Origin of the sequence: Leptospira biflexa serovar Patoc strain 'Patoc 1 (Paris)' (assembly GCF_000017685.1) — a bacterium.
In the GTDB taxonomy this organism is placed as follows: domain Bacteria; phylum Spirochaetota; class Leptospiria; order Leptospirales; family Leptospiraceae; genus Leptospira_A; species Leptospira_A biflexa.
Genome location: NC_010602.1, coordinates 1,257,501 through 1,275,074 on the forward strand (window position 1 = coordinate 1,257,501; position 17,574 = coordinate 1,275,074).

The 17,574-nt window shown below is 36.3% G+C and carries 17 protein-coding genes (1 of these 17 cut by a window edge); 5 read left to right on the top strand and 12 right to left on the bottom strand.

Going from position 1 to position 17,574, the window contains the following annotated elements; translation table 11 throughout:
• The 6 genes from LEPBI_RS05910 to LEPBI_RS05935 form a co-directional block, all read right to left on the bottom strand.
• Window positions 1–831, bottom strand: partial view of a tyrosine-type recombinase/integrase gene (locus LEPBI_RS05910; protein WP_041769706.1) — the 5' portion only. 60 nt of this gene lie to the left of the window's left edge; 831 of the gene's 891 nt are visible here — the first part of the coding sequence; it begins with the start codon at window positions 829–831; its stop codon lies off the left edge, out of view.
• Window positions 832–909: 78 nt separating this feature from the next.
• Window positions 910–2,187, bottom strand: coding sequence for an ankyrin repeat domain-containing protein (locus tag LEPBI_RS05915; protein WP_012388201.1), 1,278 nt, complete (start codon window positions 2,185–2,187; stop codon window positions 910–912).
• 1 nt (window position 2,188) lies between these two features.
• The gene (locus LEPBI_RS05920; RefSeq protein ID WP_012388202.1) at window positions 2,189–3,715 is read right to left on the bottom strand and encodes a parallel beta-helix domain-containing protein; all 1,527 of its coding nucleotides are present in this window, start codon (window positions 3,713–3,715) and stop codon (window positions 2,189–2,191) included.
• Window positions 3,715–4,953, bottom strand: a complete 1,239-nt coding sequence (locus tag LEPBI_RS05925) for a cytochrome-c peroxidase (RefSeq protein ID WP_012388203.1) — start codon at window positions 4,951–4,953, stop codon at window positions 3,715–3,717. Before LEPBI_RS05925 ends, LEPBI_RS05920 begins: the two co-directional genes overlap by 1 nt.
• A 198-nt stretch (window positions 4,954–5,151) precedes the next feature.
• Window positions 5,152–5,502, bottom strand: coding sequence for a hypothetical protein (locus LEPBI_RS05930; RefSeq protein ID WP_012388204.1), 351 nt, complete (start codon window positions 5,500–5,502; stop codon window positions 5,152–5,154).
• A gap of 6 nt (window positions 5,503–5,508) precedes the next feature.
• Window positions 5,509–5,955, bottom strand: a complete 447-nt coding sequence (locus LEPBI_RS05935; protein ID WP_226992894.1) for a hypothetical protein — start codon at window positions 5,953–5,955, stop codon at window positions 5,509–5,511.
• Window positions 5,956–6,109: 154 nt separating this feature from the next.
• On the opposite strand from LEPBI_RS05935, the gene LEPBI_RS05940 reads away from it, so the two are divergent.
• On the top strand, window positions 6,110–6,784 hold the full coding sequence (locus tag LEPBI_RS05940) for a TMEM175 family protein (RefSeq protein ID WP_012388206.1): 675 nt from the start codon (window positions 6,110–6,112) through the stop codon (window positions 6,782–6,784).
• A 157-nt stretch (window positions 6,785–6,941) separates the two neighbouring features.
• Here the strand turns inward: LEPBI_RS05940 and LEPBI_RS19450 are convergent, their stop codons facing one another.
• Window positions 6,942–7,082 (bottom strand): type I restriction enzyme endonuclease domain-containing protein, encoded by a 141-nt coding sequence (locus LEPBI_RS19450; protein WP_012388207.1) that lies wholly within the window; start codon window positions 7,080–7,082, stop codon window positions 6,942–6,944.
• A 221-nt stretch (window positions 7,083–7,303) separates the two neighbouring features.
• On the bottom strand, window positions 7,304–8,251 hold the full coding sequence (locus LEPBI_RS05945) for a DUF1554 domain-containing protein (protein WP_012388208.1): 948 nt from the start codon (window positions 8,249–8,251) through the stop codon (window positions 7,304–7,306).
• 334 nt (window positions 8,252–8,585) lie between these two features.
• On the opposite strand from LEPBI_RS05945, the gene LEPBI_RS05950 reads away from it, so the two are divergent.
• On the top strand, window positions 8,586–9,149 hold the full coding sequence (locus LEPBI_RS05950) for a dihydrofolate reductase family protein (RefSeq protein WP_012388209.1): 564 nt from the start codon (window positions 8,586–8,588) through the stop codon (window positions 9,147–9,149).
• Between the two features lie 102 nt (window positions 9,150–9,251).
• Here LEPBI_RS05950 and LEPBI_RS05955 read toward each other — a convergent pair whose 3' ends face one another.
• Window positions 9,252–10,535 (bottom strand): Kelch repeat-containing protein, encoded by a 1,284-nt coding sequence (locus LEPBI_RS05955; protein WP_012476210.1) that lies wholly within the window; start codon window positions 10,533–10,535, stop codon window positions 9,252–9,254.
• A gap of 308 nt (window positions 10,536–10,843) precedes the next feature.
• Here LEPBI_RS05955 and LEPBI_RS05960 point away from each other — a divergent pair, with 308 nt between their 5' ends.
• A complete protein-coding gene (locus LEPBI_RS05960; protein WP_012388211.1) occupies window positions 10,844–11,110 on the top strand; it encodes a transposase in 267 nt (88 codons plus the stop codon).
• A 29-nt stretch (window positions 11,111–11,139) separates the two neighbouring features.
• Window positions 11,140–11,913 (top strand): IS3 family transposase, encoded by a 774-nt coding sequence (locus LEPBI_RS05965; RefSeq protein WP_264365934.1) that lies wholly within the window; start codon window positions 11,140–11,142, stop codon window positions 11,911–11,913.
• A 15-nt stretch (window positions 11,914–11,928) separates the two neighbouring features.
• Here LEPBI_RS05965 and LEPBI_RS05970 read toward each other — a convergent pair whose 3' ends face one another.
• Together LEPBI_RS05970 and LEPBI_RS05975 are read right to left on the bottom strand one after the other, a co-directional pair.
• Entirely contained in the window at window positions 11,929–12,492 is a 564-nt protein-coding gene (locus LEPBI_RS05970; protein WP_012388213.1) for a PAS domain-containing protein, read from the bottom strand.
• Between the two features lie 87 nt (window positions 12,493–12,579).
• Window positions 12,580–13,626, bottom strand: coding sequence for a PAS domain S-box protein (locus LEPBI_RS05975; protein WP_012388214.1), 1,047 nt, complete (start codon window positions 13,624–13,626; stop codon window positions 12,580–12,582).
• 1,258 nt (window positions 13,627–14,884) lie between these two features.
• Here LEPBI_RS05975 and LEPBI_RS05985 point away from each other — a divergent pair.
• Complete coding sequence (locus LEPBI_RS05985; RefSeq protein WP_187148071.1) at window positions 14,885–15,982, top strand: LamG-like jellyroll fold domain-containing protein; 1,098 nt, start codon at window positions 14,885–14,887, stop codon at window positions 15,980–15,982.
• A gap of 6 nt (window positions 15,983–15,988) precedes the next feature.
• Here LEPBI_RS05985 and LEPBI_RS05990 read toward each other — a convergent pair whose 3' ends face one another.
• Entirely contained in the window at window positions 15,989–17,413 is a 1,425-nt protein-coding gene (locus tag LEPBI_RS05990) for a 7TM diverse intracellular signaling domain-containing protein (RefSeq protein WP_012476211.1), read from the bottom strand.
• Window positions 17,414–17,574 lie beyond the last annotated feature (161 nt).

Below are 17,574 nucleotides of genomic sequence, written 5' to 3' on the forward strand. Positions count from 1 at the left end.
TTTGATATTACCTATCTTTTCTAACGGACTTGTAATTTGCAAAAGAGAGTCTGGACTCACATGCAAATATATCATTGTACTTTTGATATCAGCATGACCTAATAGTTTTTGGATGTATACCAAACTATAACCATCCTCCAAAAGATGGGTAGCGAATGAATGCCTAAGAGTATGTACTGTAGCATATTTTTGTATTTTTGATAAGTTTCGAATTTTTTGAAAAGCAGCTTGGATCGTGCGAGGACTGATGGGAATATTTTTTCCCTTTTGTGAAAAGAATAAATACGATTTTGGATTATAAATTTCTAGGTATTGTCTTAAAAGCAAAGCTGTTTTATCGGCTAAAATTGCATACCTCCCGTGACCACCTTTCCCCGAACGAATAAAGATAGCCTTTCTTTCAAAATCTATATCACTTAACTGTAGGCTAAGCCCTTCTCCAATTCGAATCCCAGAAGAATAAAGTAAGGTAAAAATAGACTTTTCACACACAGACGTACAATTTCCGAGAAAGTTTGTAACTTCTGTTTGACTAAATACAGCAACAGCTTTGCGTTTTCGTTTTGGGAAGGGAACTAATTCCAACATATCTTTTCGATCACGAAGAGAATAAAAAAACAAAAAAGCACAATAAAAGAGCACTAAAGTAGAATCTGTTTTGTTTGATTGTCGTAAATTAAGAAAAAAATTATATATGTCAATTGGTTGCAAATCCAAAGGAGATTTTTGAAAGTATCTTACTAACCTAGACATACACAACGTATAACTTCGTATTGTCTTTTGTGCATAACCATGCACTATCATATCGGAAATCATTTTATCTTTTAACATACCCATAAGTACAAAGGACAGAATGTACAGGAGAATAAAAAGAATTTAAAATGATTTTATGGTATATCTAGGTTGTTATCATTTTTTTAGTAAATCGACAATTTTTTGATGTCCATTTTCTATAGCTAAACTTAAGGCAGTTTCTCCCTTTTTATTTTTGAGAAGGGGATTCGCCTTATTTTCTAATAAAATTTTTACTATTTCCAGACTTCCATCTCTTGCGGCTAAAATCAAGGGAGTTTGGCCTTCCATAGAATCTCCTCGATCGATGTCACATCCTAGTGAAATTAATTCTCTGACGATTGTTTCATTTTTGACTAAAACAGCCACAATCAAAGGAGTTTGGCCAAATTCATTGGATGCTTCTAAATTTGCTCCATTCTTTGTGATGGATTTTACAAAATCCAAAGACCCACCTTGGATTGCCCAAAAAAGTGGAGTATATTTATGTTCGTCTACTTCATTAACGTCCACACCCGTTAGGCGGAGTGCATCAAATAGAAAAATATGGTTTTCTCTTGCTGCGTAAATCCAAAGTAATTTTTTCCTTCGTGTATAATCTAAGAAGAATAAGGAAATCAAAAGAAATATTAATAAAAAAATAGTGAAGGCCCTTTTGGCAGCGTATTTTGTATCAGGATGGAAGAAAAAAGTAGAATTCTCTCCCAAAATACTGAGAACAGATTTGTATTTTTTAAGAATTAAATACACCAAAATCAAGTTAGTCGGTAGTGTAAATGCTATCAAATAAGGTATGTTTACAATTTTTCCATTCCCGGCATATAAAACAAAATAAATAGGGAAAAGTAAGATCAGAAATCCATAAATCGTTATACTCTGTGCAATGTATCCTTTTGTGGATCCACCTTTGGTAAGCAAAAGCCCTCTATGGAAACTCATTAGTTGCAACAATAAAGAGGAAAGGATAGCCCAAATGACCGAACTCAAAATTTGTAAAGAAGGAAGTGGTATGGGCATGTCCCAACGATTTTTAGTCATACCAACATAAAGACCCGCGAGGATGGCAACACCACCAACGAGCCAAAGAGAAAAGAAAACACGAATCGAATGTCTTGCCCTTCTCATTCTTAAGGTTTTATCTTCAACGATGTCTTCTTCGCCAAGGATATCTTCTACGGCAGAGGCAGCACGTAAGGTTCCAAAAACAGAGACCGCAATATAATAACAAAGAAACGAAGCGGCTAGGAGATTTCGTTTCCAAGAAACATCACCGGATATATAACGAACAAAAACGATCACAAGAAAAGCCAAAATTGGCGGAGTAAACAAACGAATGATGGAAATCAATCCGCCGCGAAATGGGTTCATCTCAGGAAGGTTTTTGTCTCTATTCATATTATTTTGCCACCCCTTTGGCACCTTCGTCTTTTAAATTCAAAATATAATTTGCAACAGCTGTTAGCTTTTCGTTACCCAAATACTTTTGAGAAGGCATTTCAATAAATCCTTCTCTTACTTTTTTGGGCATGGAAGCGAAAGAAACGACTCCATAAACATCCTTCTTATACTTTTCTTGAATTTCTTTGATTGGAGGACCCACGGTACGTAAAGTCATTGAGTGACAACCAGAGCAAACAGCTCCAAACACTTGTTTCCCGAGTTCGCGTTCATCCGATTTTGATTCTCCAAGCTTCGGGTCACCGATCATAGTTTTAATTTTTTCGGTAGTGTCTGTCGGCTTACAAATTCCGTAAGAACTTGTTCCAATTTTTGTAACAGAATCAGGAGAATTCAAACAATTGTCTTTACCTTTCCCCGAAGCCACAACATCGTATCCTTCCGGAAAAATCCCCACCTTCCCACCATTAGGTGATTCCGGAATCGGGTTCCCAGAAAAGACAACTCTAATCACATAAAAAAGCCAGGAGATAATATCATTCCACTTCCGTTTCCCATTATCGATAAAAACGTTTTCTAACACTTTATTTCGGTCTGGATTTGGTTCTACATCTGGATCCGGTGATTTTGAATTAGGAAGTAAGTTGTTATCACCAATTCCAATTCCGGCAAAACTATTTCTGCGAATGATATTTCCCTCAATCGTAACTTCGTCCCCTGCCATTACACCAATTCCGATTCCAGGAGGAACACCGGCAACAAGGGCACCCGGTTCCGCAAAATTTCTATGGTTGTTATCAAATATAAAGTTCTTTCGAATGATTACGTTTTCTACTTTTTTTAGTGGTAATCCTGGTAATGCAAAAGCAACAATTCCTGCTGAATTATCGTAAACAGTATTTCCTTCAATTAGCACATTCGTTGAGTTTTCGATTTCGATTCCAATGACACTTCCGTATACTTCATTTCGTCTAACATCAACATTGTGACACATCCCAATATAAATGGCCGCATCAGCAATTCCTAAACTAACCGTATCCTCCACAACTACATTCGTTCCCATTGTTGGATAAATTCCGTAAATACCAGTATTTTCTACGATGAGTTTTCGCATGGTAATATTACCGGCACCTTGGGTCATCACACCATTTGCTTTATAATTTTTAATATGGAAGTTTTCAATTAGAAAGTTGGCACCAGATCCAATCACACCATCATTTAACTTTCCTTCTCCATCTAACACAGGCCACTTGCCATTGAGAATCACACCGGATAAAGTAAAATGAGTTTTATCTACGAACAAAAATTCATTGTAAACGCCGGGATATACTTTGACAGTATCTCCTTTTTCTAGGGAATCGATTGCCTTCTGAATGGACTCTCCTTCATGAACTTCCAAAGTACGAGAAAAAACTTGTGTAGACAAAAAGAAGAAAAAGAGAATCACAAAGGAGAATGGCAAAGTATTCTTTTGATGAAAGATCTTAAAAACACTAAAGGATAGAAACTTTTTTTTAAAACTCATTATTTTATAGAACTCCGATTTTGAAATGATTCAAATTCTAGTGCAACTGGTAGACCCGAAGGGACCGACTTAGGAAATTTTGGCATACTAGTTTCATCAGTCAATGTATTCAGAAAAGAAATGATTGAGCTAATCTCTTTTTTACTGAGTCCCATTTTTCTGACATGCCAATGAATTCTGAGATCACTCGGTGCTCCGTTCCCTCTTCCCCCACCCTCATTATAAAAACGAATCACTTCTTCTAAAGTATTCAAATTTCCCGCATGCATATAAGGGGCCGTTTTAGCTATATTTCTCAAACTAGGAACCCGGAAGGCTCCTCTGAGTAAGTCTTGGCCAGTAATGGTTTCTCTTCCAAAGTCGCGTTCTTTCGAATCCAAAACACCAATCGTTGCAAAAACATTATTAGTAAACATAGGAGGAGGATGGCATTCGGCACAGCGGGCCACAAAAGACCGGAAAACATTATAACCCAACAACTCTTCTGTGTTCAATGCTTCTTTATCTCCTGTAGACCACTTGTCAAACCGACTACTGAAAGAGACTAGTGACCTCTCAAAAGTGGATAAAGCGTCAATCACAAGTGATGCTGAAATTTTTGATCCCTTTTCACCATAAGCTTGTCTAAACATTTTTTTATAATCAGAATTTTCGTTTAACCTTGATTCAATGATTTCTGGCGAACTCCCCATTTCATCAGGCGAATAAAGTGGTCCTTCTGCTTGGTCTTCTAAGTGGGAAGCTCTTCCCTCCCAAAACAAATTCTTCATATAAACCACATTCCACAAACTTGGGGCCGATCGTTTGAGTATAACTCCATTTTTTCGCATCGGTCCATAACCAATACCGCCTCTCCCTATACTTTGTTTCTGTCCGTCAGAGAGACTATAGGCTGGGTGGTGACAATGAGCACATGACAATTGTTTATCGCCAGAGAGAATGGGATCAAAAAATAAATACCTTCCCAAGTCAATGACTTTGGGATCTAACTTAACTAAGGGAAGAGTTTGACCAAGGCCCCCATTTTTTTCCAAAGAGGGAACATAGCGATAGTCAATCGCACAAAAACCTTTTTCAAGTTTTAGTCCCGAAGGGCAAACAGTCGAAAGGTGGAAATCTAAAGGAGGTTCCACTACTTCAAATTTGGATAACTCTGGAATGATTCTAGTCTCAGCCTTTGAACAATCATAAAGGATGAGGACAGAGGTTATGAATCCAAAAACAAACCAATACTTCACAAGACAAAGGAAACATAATGAGAAAAAGTGAAAAATCTTTTTAATTTAAGATCAAAAAAAGAAAATAAGACATTTTGCCATAATAAATATCAATATGCGGAGACACATTGATATTTATCAAGTGATCAAAACCCACTCCCTCTTTCCTATCCTCTACTCACCGACTCAAAGGATTCTCCCTCTAACTAAAATCAGATATTAGATTGTATTTTCTTCCATTTTTGCTTGGAACAAAAGAAAACCTAAAGTGGAGATGACTCCTCCAAAAAATATAAACAACTCTGGCCCAAAACCTTTTGTTTCCCAATTGGTTCCGGCAATTAACAAATAGATGACGGGAGCAATGTATTGGTTGATAAACAAAGCAGCAAAGGTCAATTGGTTAGCCAGTCCCCCTTTTAAAAATTTCCAAAGAAACAAGTTGGGATTTGATAAAATTGTAGAAAGAGCAAGAGTCGCCATAAAAACCATCTCGAGTGGGGATATGCCAACGCGAGGATCCATTGCCATACTGAGATACGTTGGATTTTGGAAGATATGTCCTATCAAACTAATTCATCCAGGAACAAGCGCTAGGTGGATCAAAATATCATCAAGAATCCAAATGCTTTTGGGAGTTTTGCGGAGATACAAAAGGATCTCATAAATACTAAAAAACACAAGACCAATGGATGTAAAAACAGAAGTCATCACTAGAGTAGACTTAGGATTGATATGAACCGCTGGAGCCGATAACAACATCAAAATGGAAGAAATATTGCCACCACCCACAATCATTAAAAAGGCAAGATTGGCTGTAAAAGGCCAGAGATGGAAATGTCTCGTGGAAAGTCGCAAACCCACAATCACGAGTAGCGAAATGGCTGTAAAAATAGACAATACGGGACCATCGGTTCTATAAAACAAAGGAACACCAAAAACCCAAGCACCTAACACAATTAAAGTCCCTATCAAAATCGTAATATCAAGAATTTCGGCCCAGGTCCCAAAACGTTTTTCCATACAGCTCTCCTTCTCCTCTAAACTGCATTGATTGGCCTTGGTTTTTCTTTTTTTGCAATTCAAATTTTGCCTTCAGAATCTTTGAAACAAAAGAAGGGAAAGATTTGAATTTCTTTCATAAGAATTTCATCGTAGAAAAACGCTTAGGTGGTCTATGACAACAAAGAAAAAGGTTCCGAAAATTCCTTCAAAAAATACAAACCCGACTCCCGTTCTCACTGAATCAGGAAGGATGGTGGCTTATAGCGACGCTACTTTTTCTATTGCTCTCACTCTCATGGCTTTAGAAATCAAAATCCCTCATCCCGAAGAAATTGGGGGAAGTAGTTTACTCTTTGCTCTTTTAGAAAGATGGCCAAGTTTTTTAAGTTTCTTTATTAGCTTTATGATCATCACTGTGGTCTGGACAAACCATCATACCATCTTTCGGCACATAAAATACGTAGATCATAACCTAATGATCTTAAATAACCTGCTTTTGTTAAACGTAATTTTCATTCCTTTCTGTTCCGAAATGCTCGGCGAATACATGTTACAAAACAATGCAAATGCAAAATTTGCAGTTTTTCTTTATGGAGCTTGGATTGCCATCGGAGGGATCCCGTTCAATCTAGTTTGGAGGTATGGAGTCAAAAAGAAAGAACTACTCAATCCCGAATCCAACCCAATCGAAATCAAAAAAATCACTTCGCATTTTATCAAAGGCCCTTATATCTACGCCTTCGTCACCATATTATCCTTTTTGAATATATGGCTTAGCATCATTGGATTCGGAATTCTCATTTTATTTTTTCTCGTCCCTACCGCTTGGTTATTGCGAAAGAAGTAAGAGAGCTGGCATGAGGGCGTTCCCAATGGGATTGGAGTTTCATTGATTGAAAGTTTAAGGGTCGGGCTACTCCGGGGTGCGCTGACGCTCCCGTCTCCCGCCATCTAACTATGGCAGGCGACCAAGCCCGCCGTATCCCTAACGCGGGGAGGGTGGATTATTTGTGACTGTATTTATCTGACACTAATTCGTTCGCGATACGCTCTGCTTGCTTCAGCACAGTTTCCGTTGCTAACATTTGCATATCGGGCGGATAACCATACTGCCTTAGAATTCTTTTATCACTTAGGAACTTCATAAGAGTTTTTCCAATACGAAGTCCCCATATCCAGAAACGATTCCTAATATTCGAGACAGATTCCCCATTATAGGAAGCCAGTGAGCTTAAAGGCGACTAAATTTACAACTCAAGCACGACCCCTTGTGCTAAATAATTAGATTGAAGGTGGAATAAACAATAAATCATTCTCCGATCAAATGATAAATAAAGATGGAAGAAATAAAATCCAAGATAAGGTATTATTGCTCAACGCAGATCAACTGTTGATTATACAAATTGCATGCATCAGGAGTCCAACCTGCTGTAATGTCGGCAATCAGAGTTGAATTACCTTGGCCCATACCTCCCGTAAAGGATCCAGAATTACTCCTCCATAAATCACAGGTATTGCTCGTATTGGTTGTCCAATTGCCATTCAATCCAGTCCAATACTTTGAATTGGCAGAAAATCTCAATGATAGTGCAGAAGTGAATAATCCGGTCGAATTTGTCGTTCCAATCACTCCTTCAAATTGGCGATATGTACGATTCGGCGCGAAAACCCAATCAATTTGTCCGTCACCGAGATTGGCACTAGTAGATGCGCTTCTCGTTACACCGTCCACAACCATTGCTTTATAGTTTCCTGTTCCAGGATAATTCCCATCAGCCATGCAGGAAGTATCAAAATTTTTCGCACTTCCTGGGTTCGGAGGGTATCCAGAATTTGTAAGAAAAAGATTACATGGATTACATGTGGGAGAACAAATAACGGAAACTGCATCCACATCAGAATTTTTTACGAAACCATCACCATTAGTGACAGAACAGAAAAAACCCGCAGGTTGATTGAAAACTTTTACGGAATACGAAGATCCACTCGTTAATATGTTCATAAAGTAAAAATTTTTACTGCCACTTTCAACAGATAACAGAACAATTCCATTGAGAGAAAGTTTCAATCCTGAACTGATTAAACCGGTGACAGAACCAGAGATTGAATAAAGGATAATCGTTGATATATAATCTTTACTACAAACAGGAGAAATATCTTTTGCAATGATCTTAGAAACCTGAACTTCTTTAAAGGCATCTGAACGTGGATCGCATATATTATTAATTTCTAATTTTTGGCAATCTATTAATATTAAGATCAATAAACAAAATACTGAGACAAAAATAAAAATCCGTTGTTTCTTTGCGTTCATTTCGAAGCCTCTTTTAGAAGATTTTTGAATTCCTATTTAGTAAGCAACAATTTATTGCTTACTAAATAGTGTAATTGATATGGATTTGTGTTGAATTTATCACTTAGGAACTTCATAAGAGTTTTTCCAATACGAAGTCCCCATATCCAGAAACGATTCCTAATATTCGAGACAGATTCCCCATTATAGGAAGCCAGTGGGCTTAAAGGCGACTAAATTTTTCCGTGCGCAGTGTTGATTCAACATCAAAAGTGAAACTGAAAATTTTCCAAAGTGACAAAATATCTGATCAAAATATTCTTTCACACTCAAACGAAATCCGTATAACAAGGCCATGAGAAAAGTTATTTTTGCAATCAATGCCACAGCTGATGGGTTTTATAGTCACACGGATATGGTGGCTGATGATGATTTACACCAATATTTCACCAACATATTAAAGAACGCAGATCAAATTCTCTATGGTAGAACCACCTACCAACTTATGGTTCCTTTTTGGCCGAATATTGCGAAAGATAAATCTATGTCAAAAGTCAGTAATGAATTCGCAAAAGTTTTCACTTCACTCGAAAAAATTTTATTCACAAGAACATTAAAACAAACAGAAGATCCCAATACCAGAATCGCCAAAGATCCGTTAATAGATGAGATCGTTGTATTAAAGGAAAAACAAGGAAAGGATATCTGTATAGGAAGTTTGAGTTTAGCCTCTCAACTTTCGGAAGCTAACCTCATCGATGAATACAGATTTGTCATCCATCCTGTTGTCGCAGGGAACGGACCAAGGTTATTCGAAAATCACAACTTGGAAAAATCAGTATCCTTACATTTTGTTAGTTCTGAAAAATTTCCTTCCGGTGCTATGGCACTTCACTACAAAAAACAAGGTAGATTATAGATATGGAACCATCTGACAAAGTTACAGTAATAATATATTCATTCTTTATAAAAAGTCATACAATTCTTTTAGCAAATAATTCAGACTTTTTAAATATCTGAATTAAAACTTATTCAAATATGAAGATTCTAAAATCGAAGGGCAAAATGAACCATTAGATTTTGGATCAAGTATCAAAACCGAATTTGTTGTCGTAGAAAATGGAATTCCATAGATTTTTCCATTCGGTGCAAGAGTTCCACCATTCCATTTATTAACTCCGACTAATCCGGTTATTGTTGTGGTGTCTACCGAATTATTCGATGGATCAATAATAAGGACTACATCACTCGATGCTGGAATCCCATAAATTTTCCCATTGGGAGCTAAAACTCCGCCAATCCATTTTGTGGTACCAGAGATAGTCGCAATAGACGTTGTCTCAGCAGTATTTTTTAATGGATCAATGATAAGGACATTTGTTGTATCATTAGGGATTCCGTATATTTTTCCATTGGGAGCTAATACACCAGATGACCAACGGTAAGACCCACTAAGTCCTGTAATTGTATTAGTGTTGGCGGTATTTGTAACCGGGTCAATGATGAGTACACTGTCAGTAACATTATAAGGTATCCCATAGATTTTTCCATTCGGTGCCAATACACCAGATGACCATTTATTCCCTCCCGCTCCTAAACCAGTAATTGTTGTCGTATTAGCTGTATTCGTAACTGGATCAATGATGAGAACACTATCGCTTTCCGAAGGAATCCCATAAATTTTCCCATTCGGTGCTAATACTCCACCATTCCATTTACTGCCAGTTCCTAAGCCCGTAATTGAAGTTGTATCAGCAGTATTTGTTTTTGGATCTATAATTAGCACACTCGTACTAGAAAAGGGCATACCATAGATCTTGCCATTCGGTGCCAATACACCACCATTCCATTTATTAGATCCAGTAAGACCAACAATAGAAGTAATATCAGCCGAATTGGTAACTGGATCGATGATAAGAACTGATGTTGCTTGATAGGGTATGGAATAAATTTTTCCATTCGGTGCAAGAACAGAACCTGACCACCTAAAAGAGGCTGCGGGTACAGAAATCGATGTAGAATCATAAGTTGGATTTGCTGAGGATCCTTGTTGAGATTGAAAATTTAATTCATGCAGAAATTGTTGTGAATTTTCAGTTTGGATCACGGAAGGAAAATCTAGATCGCAAATATTAGTTGTGATTTTTATTCCACAGTGCGGAGAAATATCACCTCTCATAGTTTTAACTACTAACGATTGTAAAAACAAATTTGAACTAATATCGCATGAATTTTCAAAATTAGAAGGTTTGCATGCAAGAAGAACCAAAAATATTCCAAACATTACTTTCATTGTTGCGATCATATAATTTAAACCAAACGAGTGCTACCTTTTTTCAAATTCCATTCAAAAAAATAATTTATAGAGTTTTTAAATTAGGATTTATTCTAATTTATAGTGGAAAGATTAAAATTGTATGTCCAAATATTTCTTGCTATCCAATAAAAATCATTCAAGATTGATTTTTATTTCTTAAACTATTGAACCATCTGACAAACATAACGAAAAAATGGCTCAAATGACTTTTGGCACAGTTTACCCACTGTTGACCTGCTCCCCAAAAATTGGACCACTTGATAAGTTAGTTTTCCTCCGATATTAAGGAGTAAAGCATGGCAAAGAAAAGAATCGAAGAATCTAAAATATTCCAAATTTTGAAGGAAGCAGAATCGGGTATTCCGATCAAAGAATTATCTAGAAAGTATGGAATCACGGAACAAACCTTTTATAGATGGCGTAACAAATACAATGGACTTGAGCTAAGTGACATCAAACAAATGAAGGAACTCGAGCGAGAGAATTCTGAATTAAAGAAGATCGTTGCAAACATGGCTCTGGAAATCCAGGCGATAAAAAATGTACTCGGAAAAAAGTTTTAGACAGACCGAGTAAATTAAGAGCGATCGATCTGTTAAACGAGGAAGGTATTTCAAAAAGGCGAGGCCTGAAGCTCTTAGATTTTCCGAAGTCTACGTACTACTTCAATCCGAAAAAAGAAGATGAGACAGTTGTAAATGAAATCCGTAGACTTGCCTTCAAACGCAAACGAGCAGGATATATAATGATTTATAAATCCATGCGTAAAGCTGGATGGAGAATTAATCATAAAAAAGTATGCAGATTATACTCGCAAGAAGGCTTAAAAATAAGGACAAAACCAAGGAAGAAACGGAAATTAGCTGATAGTAAACCTATTCCAATTCCAACTCGACCGAATGAAGTTTGGGCAATAGATTTTCTTCATGAACGAACTATAGATGGTAGGAAGGCACGAATTCTATCTGGGGTCGATCTATGCACCAGAGAAAATGTTGTTTTATCAGCAGACTATTCTATTTCTTCTGAAAGATTAATTCGATTCTTAGAATCATTGCCTGAACTTCCAAAATCGTTTATCACTGACAATGGTCCTGAATTCACTTCAAGAGTCTTTATTAATTGGTTATCCAAGAATAATATAGGAATATCCTATATTGACCCAGGTAAACCAACACAAAATGCATTCGTTGAAAGCTTCAATGGTAAGCTAAGATCTGAATGTTTGCAATTGAGCTTCTGTCGGGATTTGACTGAACTTAGAAATGAACTTTCTAAATTCCAAAAGGACTACAATGAAGAACGTCTACATTCTTCTTTAAATTATTTGACTCCCTTAGAGTTCAAAGCGAAGTATGGAAATTAAATTATGAGGATTTAACTAACTTAATATTTGGTCCAACAAACGGGGGCAGGTCATTTTATGTGCTTTGTCCTCTTGTGAATTTGCCTCTATTTTTAACAGACTATAAATTGTATTCATGTTGTTTTTGATTCGATGATGCACCTCGATTAAGATTAGAGCCTTTTCTTTTAAAAGTGATTTTATTTTCTCATCTGCTTCTTTAATTTCCGTTATATCGGTTCTTATTGAAAGATATTTCTCAATTTCTCCACGCGCATTTTTGATTGGAGCAATTGTTGTTGCTACCCAGTAGAAACTTCCATCCTTAGCTTTGTTTCTAATCTCTCCATGCCATGTTTTACTGGACTTGATCGTTTTGTACAAATTCTTAAAAAAATCAGCTGGATGGTATCCTGAATTGATTATGCGATGATTTTTTCCAATTAATTCATTTCGCGAATACTTACTGATTTCACAAAACTTTCGATTAGCATAAATTATATCTGCATTCAAATTCGTAATCGCAACAATTGCATGTTGATCGATTGCAAACTGTCTTTGTCCTAATTCAAAATAAATTTCCTCAAGTTTATTATCCAAGGTACGTTTGAAAGTAAAATCGTTGGCAGTACCATGGGAACCTATACAATCCCCTTTCTCATTAAAGATGGGCGTTGGGTAAAAAATTTAATATTTTCTATCTCCATTTTTTGCGAGAAACGATGTTTCGTATCCCATTTTCGCGATTTCACCATCTAAGCTGAACTTTCTGAAAGCTTTTTGATCACGAATGGAAATATCGCTAGGTTGAAAATCGGAAAAAGGTCGATTCACCATTTCCTCTTTTGAGTATCCAAGTGATTTTTCCCATGCTGGATTTAGAAAATTAAAATGTCCGTACTCATCTAAGCTCCAGACTAAGCTTGCTGTATTTTCCACCAGATTTGAATAATTTTTTTCACTCTCTTGGAGATGAATTTCCAACTCTTTTTGTTTGGTGATTTCTTGGCATGTACCGATGGATTTTATAGGTTGTTCGAATGGATCAAAAATCGAATAACATGTTTCTCTGACCCACTTTATGCGTCCGTCTCCCATGATAAGTCGATGTTCGATTTCATATTCTTGTTTGTCTATAAGGGACTTCGAGTATGCTTGATTTACATGTATACGATCTTCAGGGTGTATGACTGCTAAAAACGTCTCATAACTAGGTTGAAAATCTGCTGGATTCAATTCGAAAATTTCATAAATTTTATTAGACCAATTTAATTTTTCGGTGATAAGATCTAATTCCCATCGACCCACTTGGGCTACATTAGAGATGTCTTCAAATTCTTTTTTGTAAGAATAATTTGATTCTGTATCGGTTGAAGATTCGATAGCGATAAGCTGAATGTTTTCTTCATGAATCAAATATTTTCCATACAGTGACAATTTTTTAATAGAATCTTTGCTTGTGCATACATCTATCAAACAGGGTTGAGTTTGTCGTTCAAATTTTAAGCGATTTAAAAAATCATAAAAAATCTCTTTTGAGTTTTTATCTAGAATTAATTCAATTGGTTTCATCACTAGATCTGAATTGGTTATACCTAGTAATTTTTGGCCTTCTAAATTGATAAATTTGACAATTCCATCTGTGGAAATTCTAAATAACGCGACTGGTAACGAATCAAAGATTTCTGTAGGTAATTGATTCATTGCATTATCCAAATATTTAATTTGATTCATTTTGATTTAAATATTGTCGTTATATTATAAATTTCGAAACCAATTGATATTATTCCTGGATAAAAATGCTAGTAGAAATTAGAATTTAGCGATTAATTTTTTGGGTGAGTCATGAATCACTATGAATTTTTGCATTTATAATCGGGAGTTATTTGGAAGATAATTGATTTTTCTCGAATCATTAGAATTTCAATATTTGTAATTGTGATAGAGGAGAGGTTTGTTGGTTCCATTGTAAAGATTTGAATTATTATAATTCTAATATATTGGCACACGTATTCTTTATCACACTGCTTCTTTCCTTATCACTAAATTGTAAATAATTGCTTCCGGTATTTGATATTTTGTATCGATTGGATCAGAATCAACTCTTTCTAATCCTTCGCTGATCGGTGAATGTATTCATATTTGGAGACGGGTGAAAAGAATATAGTAAATGGATCGTAATTAAGAAGAATCCATTCGATTCAATGGCTAGAATGGAAATATTTTTTCGGAGGGGAATACATAAGAATCTACAATCCCTCACTCGAGTTAGGCCATTCGGAGATTGGTTTGTGGTTAGGAGCAACTCCTTCTCCTAACAAAAATCCTTCGTTCGATAAAGTGACTTTCTGAATTCACTGATTATATTTTTAAAATGTTCGCAGTTCTGATTAAAACATAGTCGTCTTGGATTCTGACTCATTTGGCATGTGAAAAAATCGTCTTTTTTCGCCTGGAGAAGAATCCATTTCCAGAAACGAAATGATTTTCGAATTTATTTATCCTCTGACACTGATTTCGCTTCACAATCAGGTTTATTCATGGTGAACCTTCAAAACCAAAAATTCATTGCCGTTGCCTTAAATTTCTTTTTTCCTCCTCTTGGCTTTTACTTTTTATGATCTATTCGGATTTTTGGGGGCTCGCCCAAAAAAGAAATTAGCTGTTAGTTGGGGTGATTTAAAGTGAGACCTCGTGAAGAGGGTGAAGTTACAGAATATTCTCAGTAAGAAAACATTCTAGAGGTCAAAGATTTTGATCTAGAAATTCTAGAAACTGTCCCGCGGTAAGTTTCTGTGGCTGGATCACCTCCTTTTACTAAGGAAACCAATCCTTTCGCTAAAGTTTGTTTTTCCTAATTGGAAAAATAGGAAACTTTTATACCATCCTTAGTTTCCTTTTTCCTGGTGTGGAATAAATTTTGATTCATTAAGTTCTGAAATATATATTGGAACGACTGCTTGGCACAAATCCTTTATACTCTTGTACCAAGATGAAAAAACAAATATGCGACCAAATTCATTTTTTTGCCCAGTTTAGTAAATTTATCAATACGATTCTATTCCTTTTGTTTTTTATTTTGAATTGTAACCCCTCCGATTTACAAAATCCTAGCGACGTTCATAGTCGTGAGTTCAACGAAACTCAAATACTTGCTTGTATTTTGAAAGGTAAGGACTGTTTACCTTGTCCCGGCAATACTTCCTTGTCTTATCCACAAAACACTTACCTGTTAGGTCAAAATTTTCCAGTTTCTATTAAAACAAATTTATGCGGTCAAATCATATCTTGTAAGGTATCACCGGCTCTGCCAACGGGACTAACGTTACAGAATGAAACATGCGAAATCAGTGGTTCCCCTACGACTATTTCAAGTTATACGGATTATTCGATCACTGCGACAACGAGTAGTGGGGACACTAATACGAATTTACGAATTGGTGTTGAGATCGGATCACTTGTTCATTTGAGATTTACGAATGGTTCTTTTGAGAATTCAGGAATCCAACCCTTAACACTAACAGCAGGTGCATCACTTACGATCATTGATGGATCGGAAGGAGACACAAACGGAGCAATCCATCTTAATAATACAGATATAAGTTCCCAAATTGGGGGAGATAGTATGTTGCCAAGCGGGACCTTACCTAGAACCATTTGTATTTGGTTAAAACCAGATGCTCTCCTTGGATCTGGAGTACAAGAATTGATTTTTAGTTATGGCACACTTTTTAGTAATGCTTGTGGGTTTGGTCTGCAAAATACAGCGGGAGTGACTGGGTTGTATTTTACTCGAGCCAATTTTAGTGCGAAACAAACTTATGCCCCGTCTGCGGGTGTATGGACCCATATCTGTATTGTTTTTGACGGAACCAATTCCTCCTTTTATGTCAATGGAAGTTTTCTCGGGACACCAGCTACAACTGGTTCAGGTGCAGTTGATACGATCTTACAAAGAATTACTTTTGGAAGTTGGGGCGGTGGGTATCCTTACCACGGCGGCATTGATGGATTTCGTGTTTTTGGCTCGGCTCTCAGCGCCACAGCGGTAAATCAAGTGTATCTTGGGTCACTAGTATTAGGCCCCTAATAGATGTTAGATTTTATTTTCACCACCGGATTGTCTATATTGTACGGGACTCTGACCTGTTGCTTTTTTAAATTCAACATTGAAAGCAGTTTTGGAGCCAAAACCTGTCGCATATGCAATCGAAAGGATAGACATATCCGGTTTGTCTTTTAAGATTTTTTTGGCATCGGCAATCCGAAATCCATTGAGATAACTGCGGAAACTAACTCCTAGTTTGGAATTGAGCAGTTCCGATGTTTGTTGGACAGTTAAACCAATGGCAAGTGAGGCAATTTCTAAATCTAACTTTTCATCCAAATAGGGTTTGGTTACTCGCATCCAGGATTCCAATTTCGCAAGCGATTCTTCGGTATTGACTGAGTTGAGTTTTGATTTCACATAACGAGCATTTTGTGTATTGTTTAAAGTGACAATCCGGTGAAGGATTTCATTTCTTTCGCCTTCAAGTGTTTCATATTTTTGTAAGAGGTTAAACAATAAGAAAAATAGATCGATAGGGAAAATGAATACTGCAGAATAGAGTAGGGGAGTGGAATATGGTAGGATTCCCAAAAAATAAAACATCGTATTGTAACTCACAATAAAATAAGATCCCCAGCTTAAGAGAAAGAAAAGGATTTGTTTTTCCCCTTTGATATAATTTTTTAAGGCAGTTCCCAGAATGATTGGAATGGAAATTAAATAAATATAGGTAGCGATCCTAGAAAAAATTTTAGTTGTATAGGATGTAAGAATCGCTGGGATACAAAACATTGCGATGATTCCCATAATCAGTAAAATTTTATCAATCCGAGGATTGTTTACTTTTGTATTTAAAAACATTCGCACAAATTGGAAGGAAAAAGGTATGCCAAGAGTAGAAAATACTAAGATCGCTTTGTTTTGCCACCAAGGAGATTCAGGCCATAATACATCATATGCGTTTCCATATTGTCCATTGTACCAGAGGACAGTGCAAACAACATAACCTGCATAAAAGAAAAATTCACTTAAGCCAAAAGCAAAAAAATAGAATAATGCAAATACAATCATAACTGCGCAGACTCCTATGATGAGCCAAGTGATCGCGGTTTCGACAATCATTCGTTTGTTAAGTGATCTTTCGCTTAGAGAGCGAATGGGAAAAGAAATTAAGGACTTTGATTGGATTCGGATATAGAAGTAATCTCCTGAATTTTGTTTTGGAATTGGAAAACTAGGATAAAGTGATTCTGGTAAAATCCATTTTGATTTAGGGATTGTGTCTCCTGTATCAATGAATTTGAATTCTTTACTTTGTTCTGAATAATACAATCTAGCAAAGTCTAGGGCTTTCCATTCCAAAGAAAGGATCCTTCCTTGTGCAAACCCATCGTCATTTGTTTTCCCTCGAAGCCAAATGACGTCATTTGTGAAAATAAAGATAGTTGGTTCTTTGAAATCGGATTCCAATTTTTTAATTTTCGAATTTGTTCAAAGGGAATTTCTGTAGATGGGTCTTGGATAAATTCGAAAAGATTAGTTACGTTTTGATCTTCATATCCGTTGGGTGCACAAGAGGTTACTATCATCAAAAGGATCCAAATATACATCCGGGAAATTTTTTGCATTAG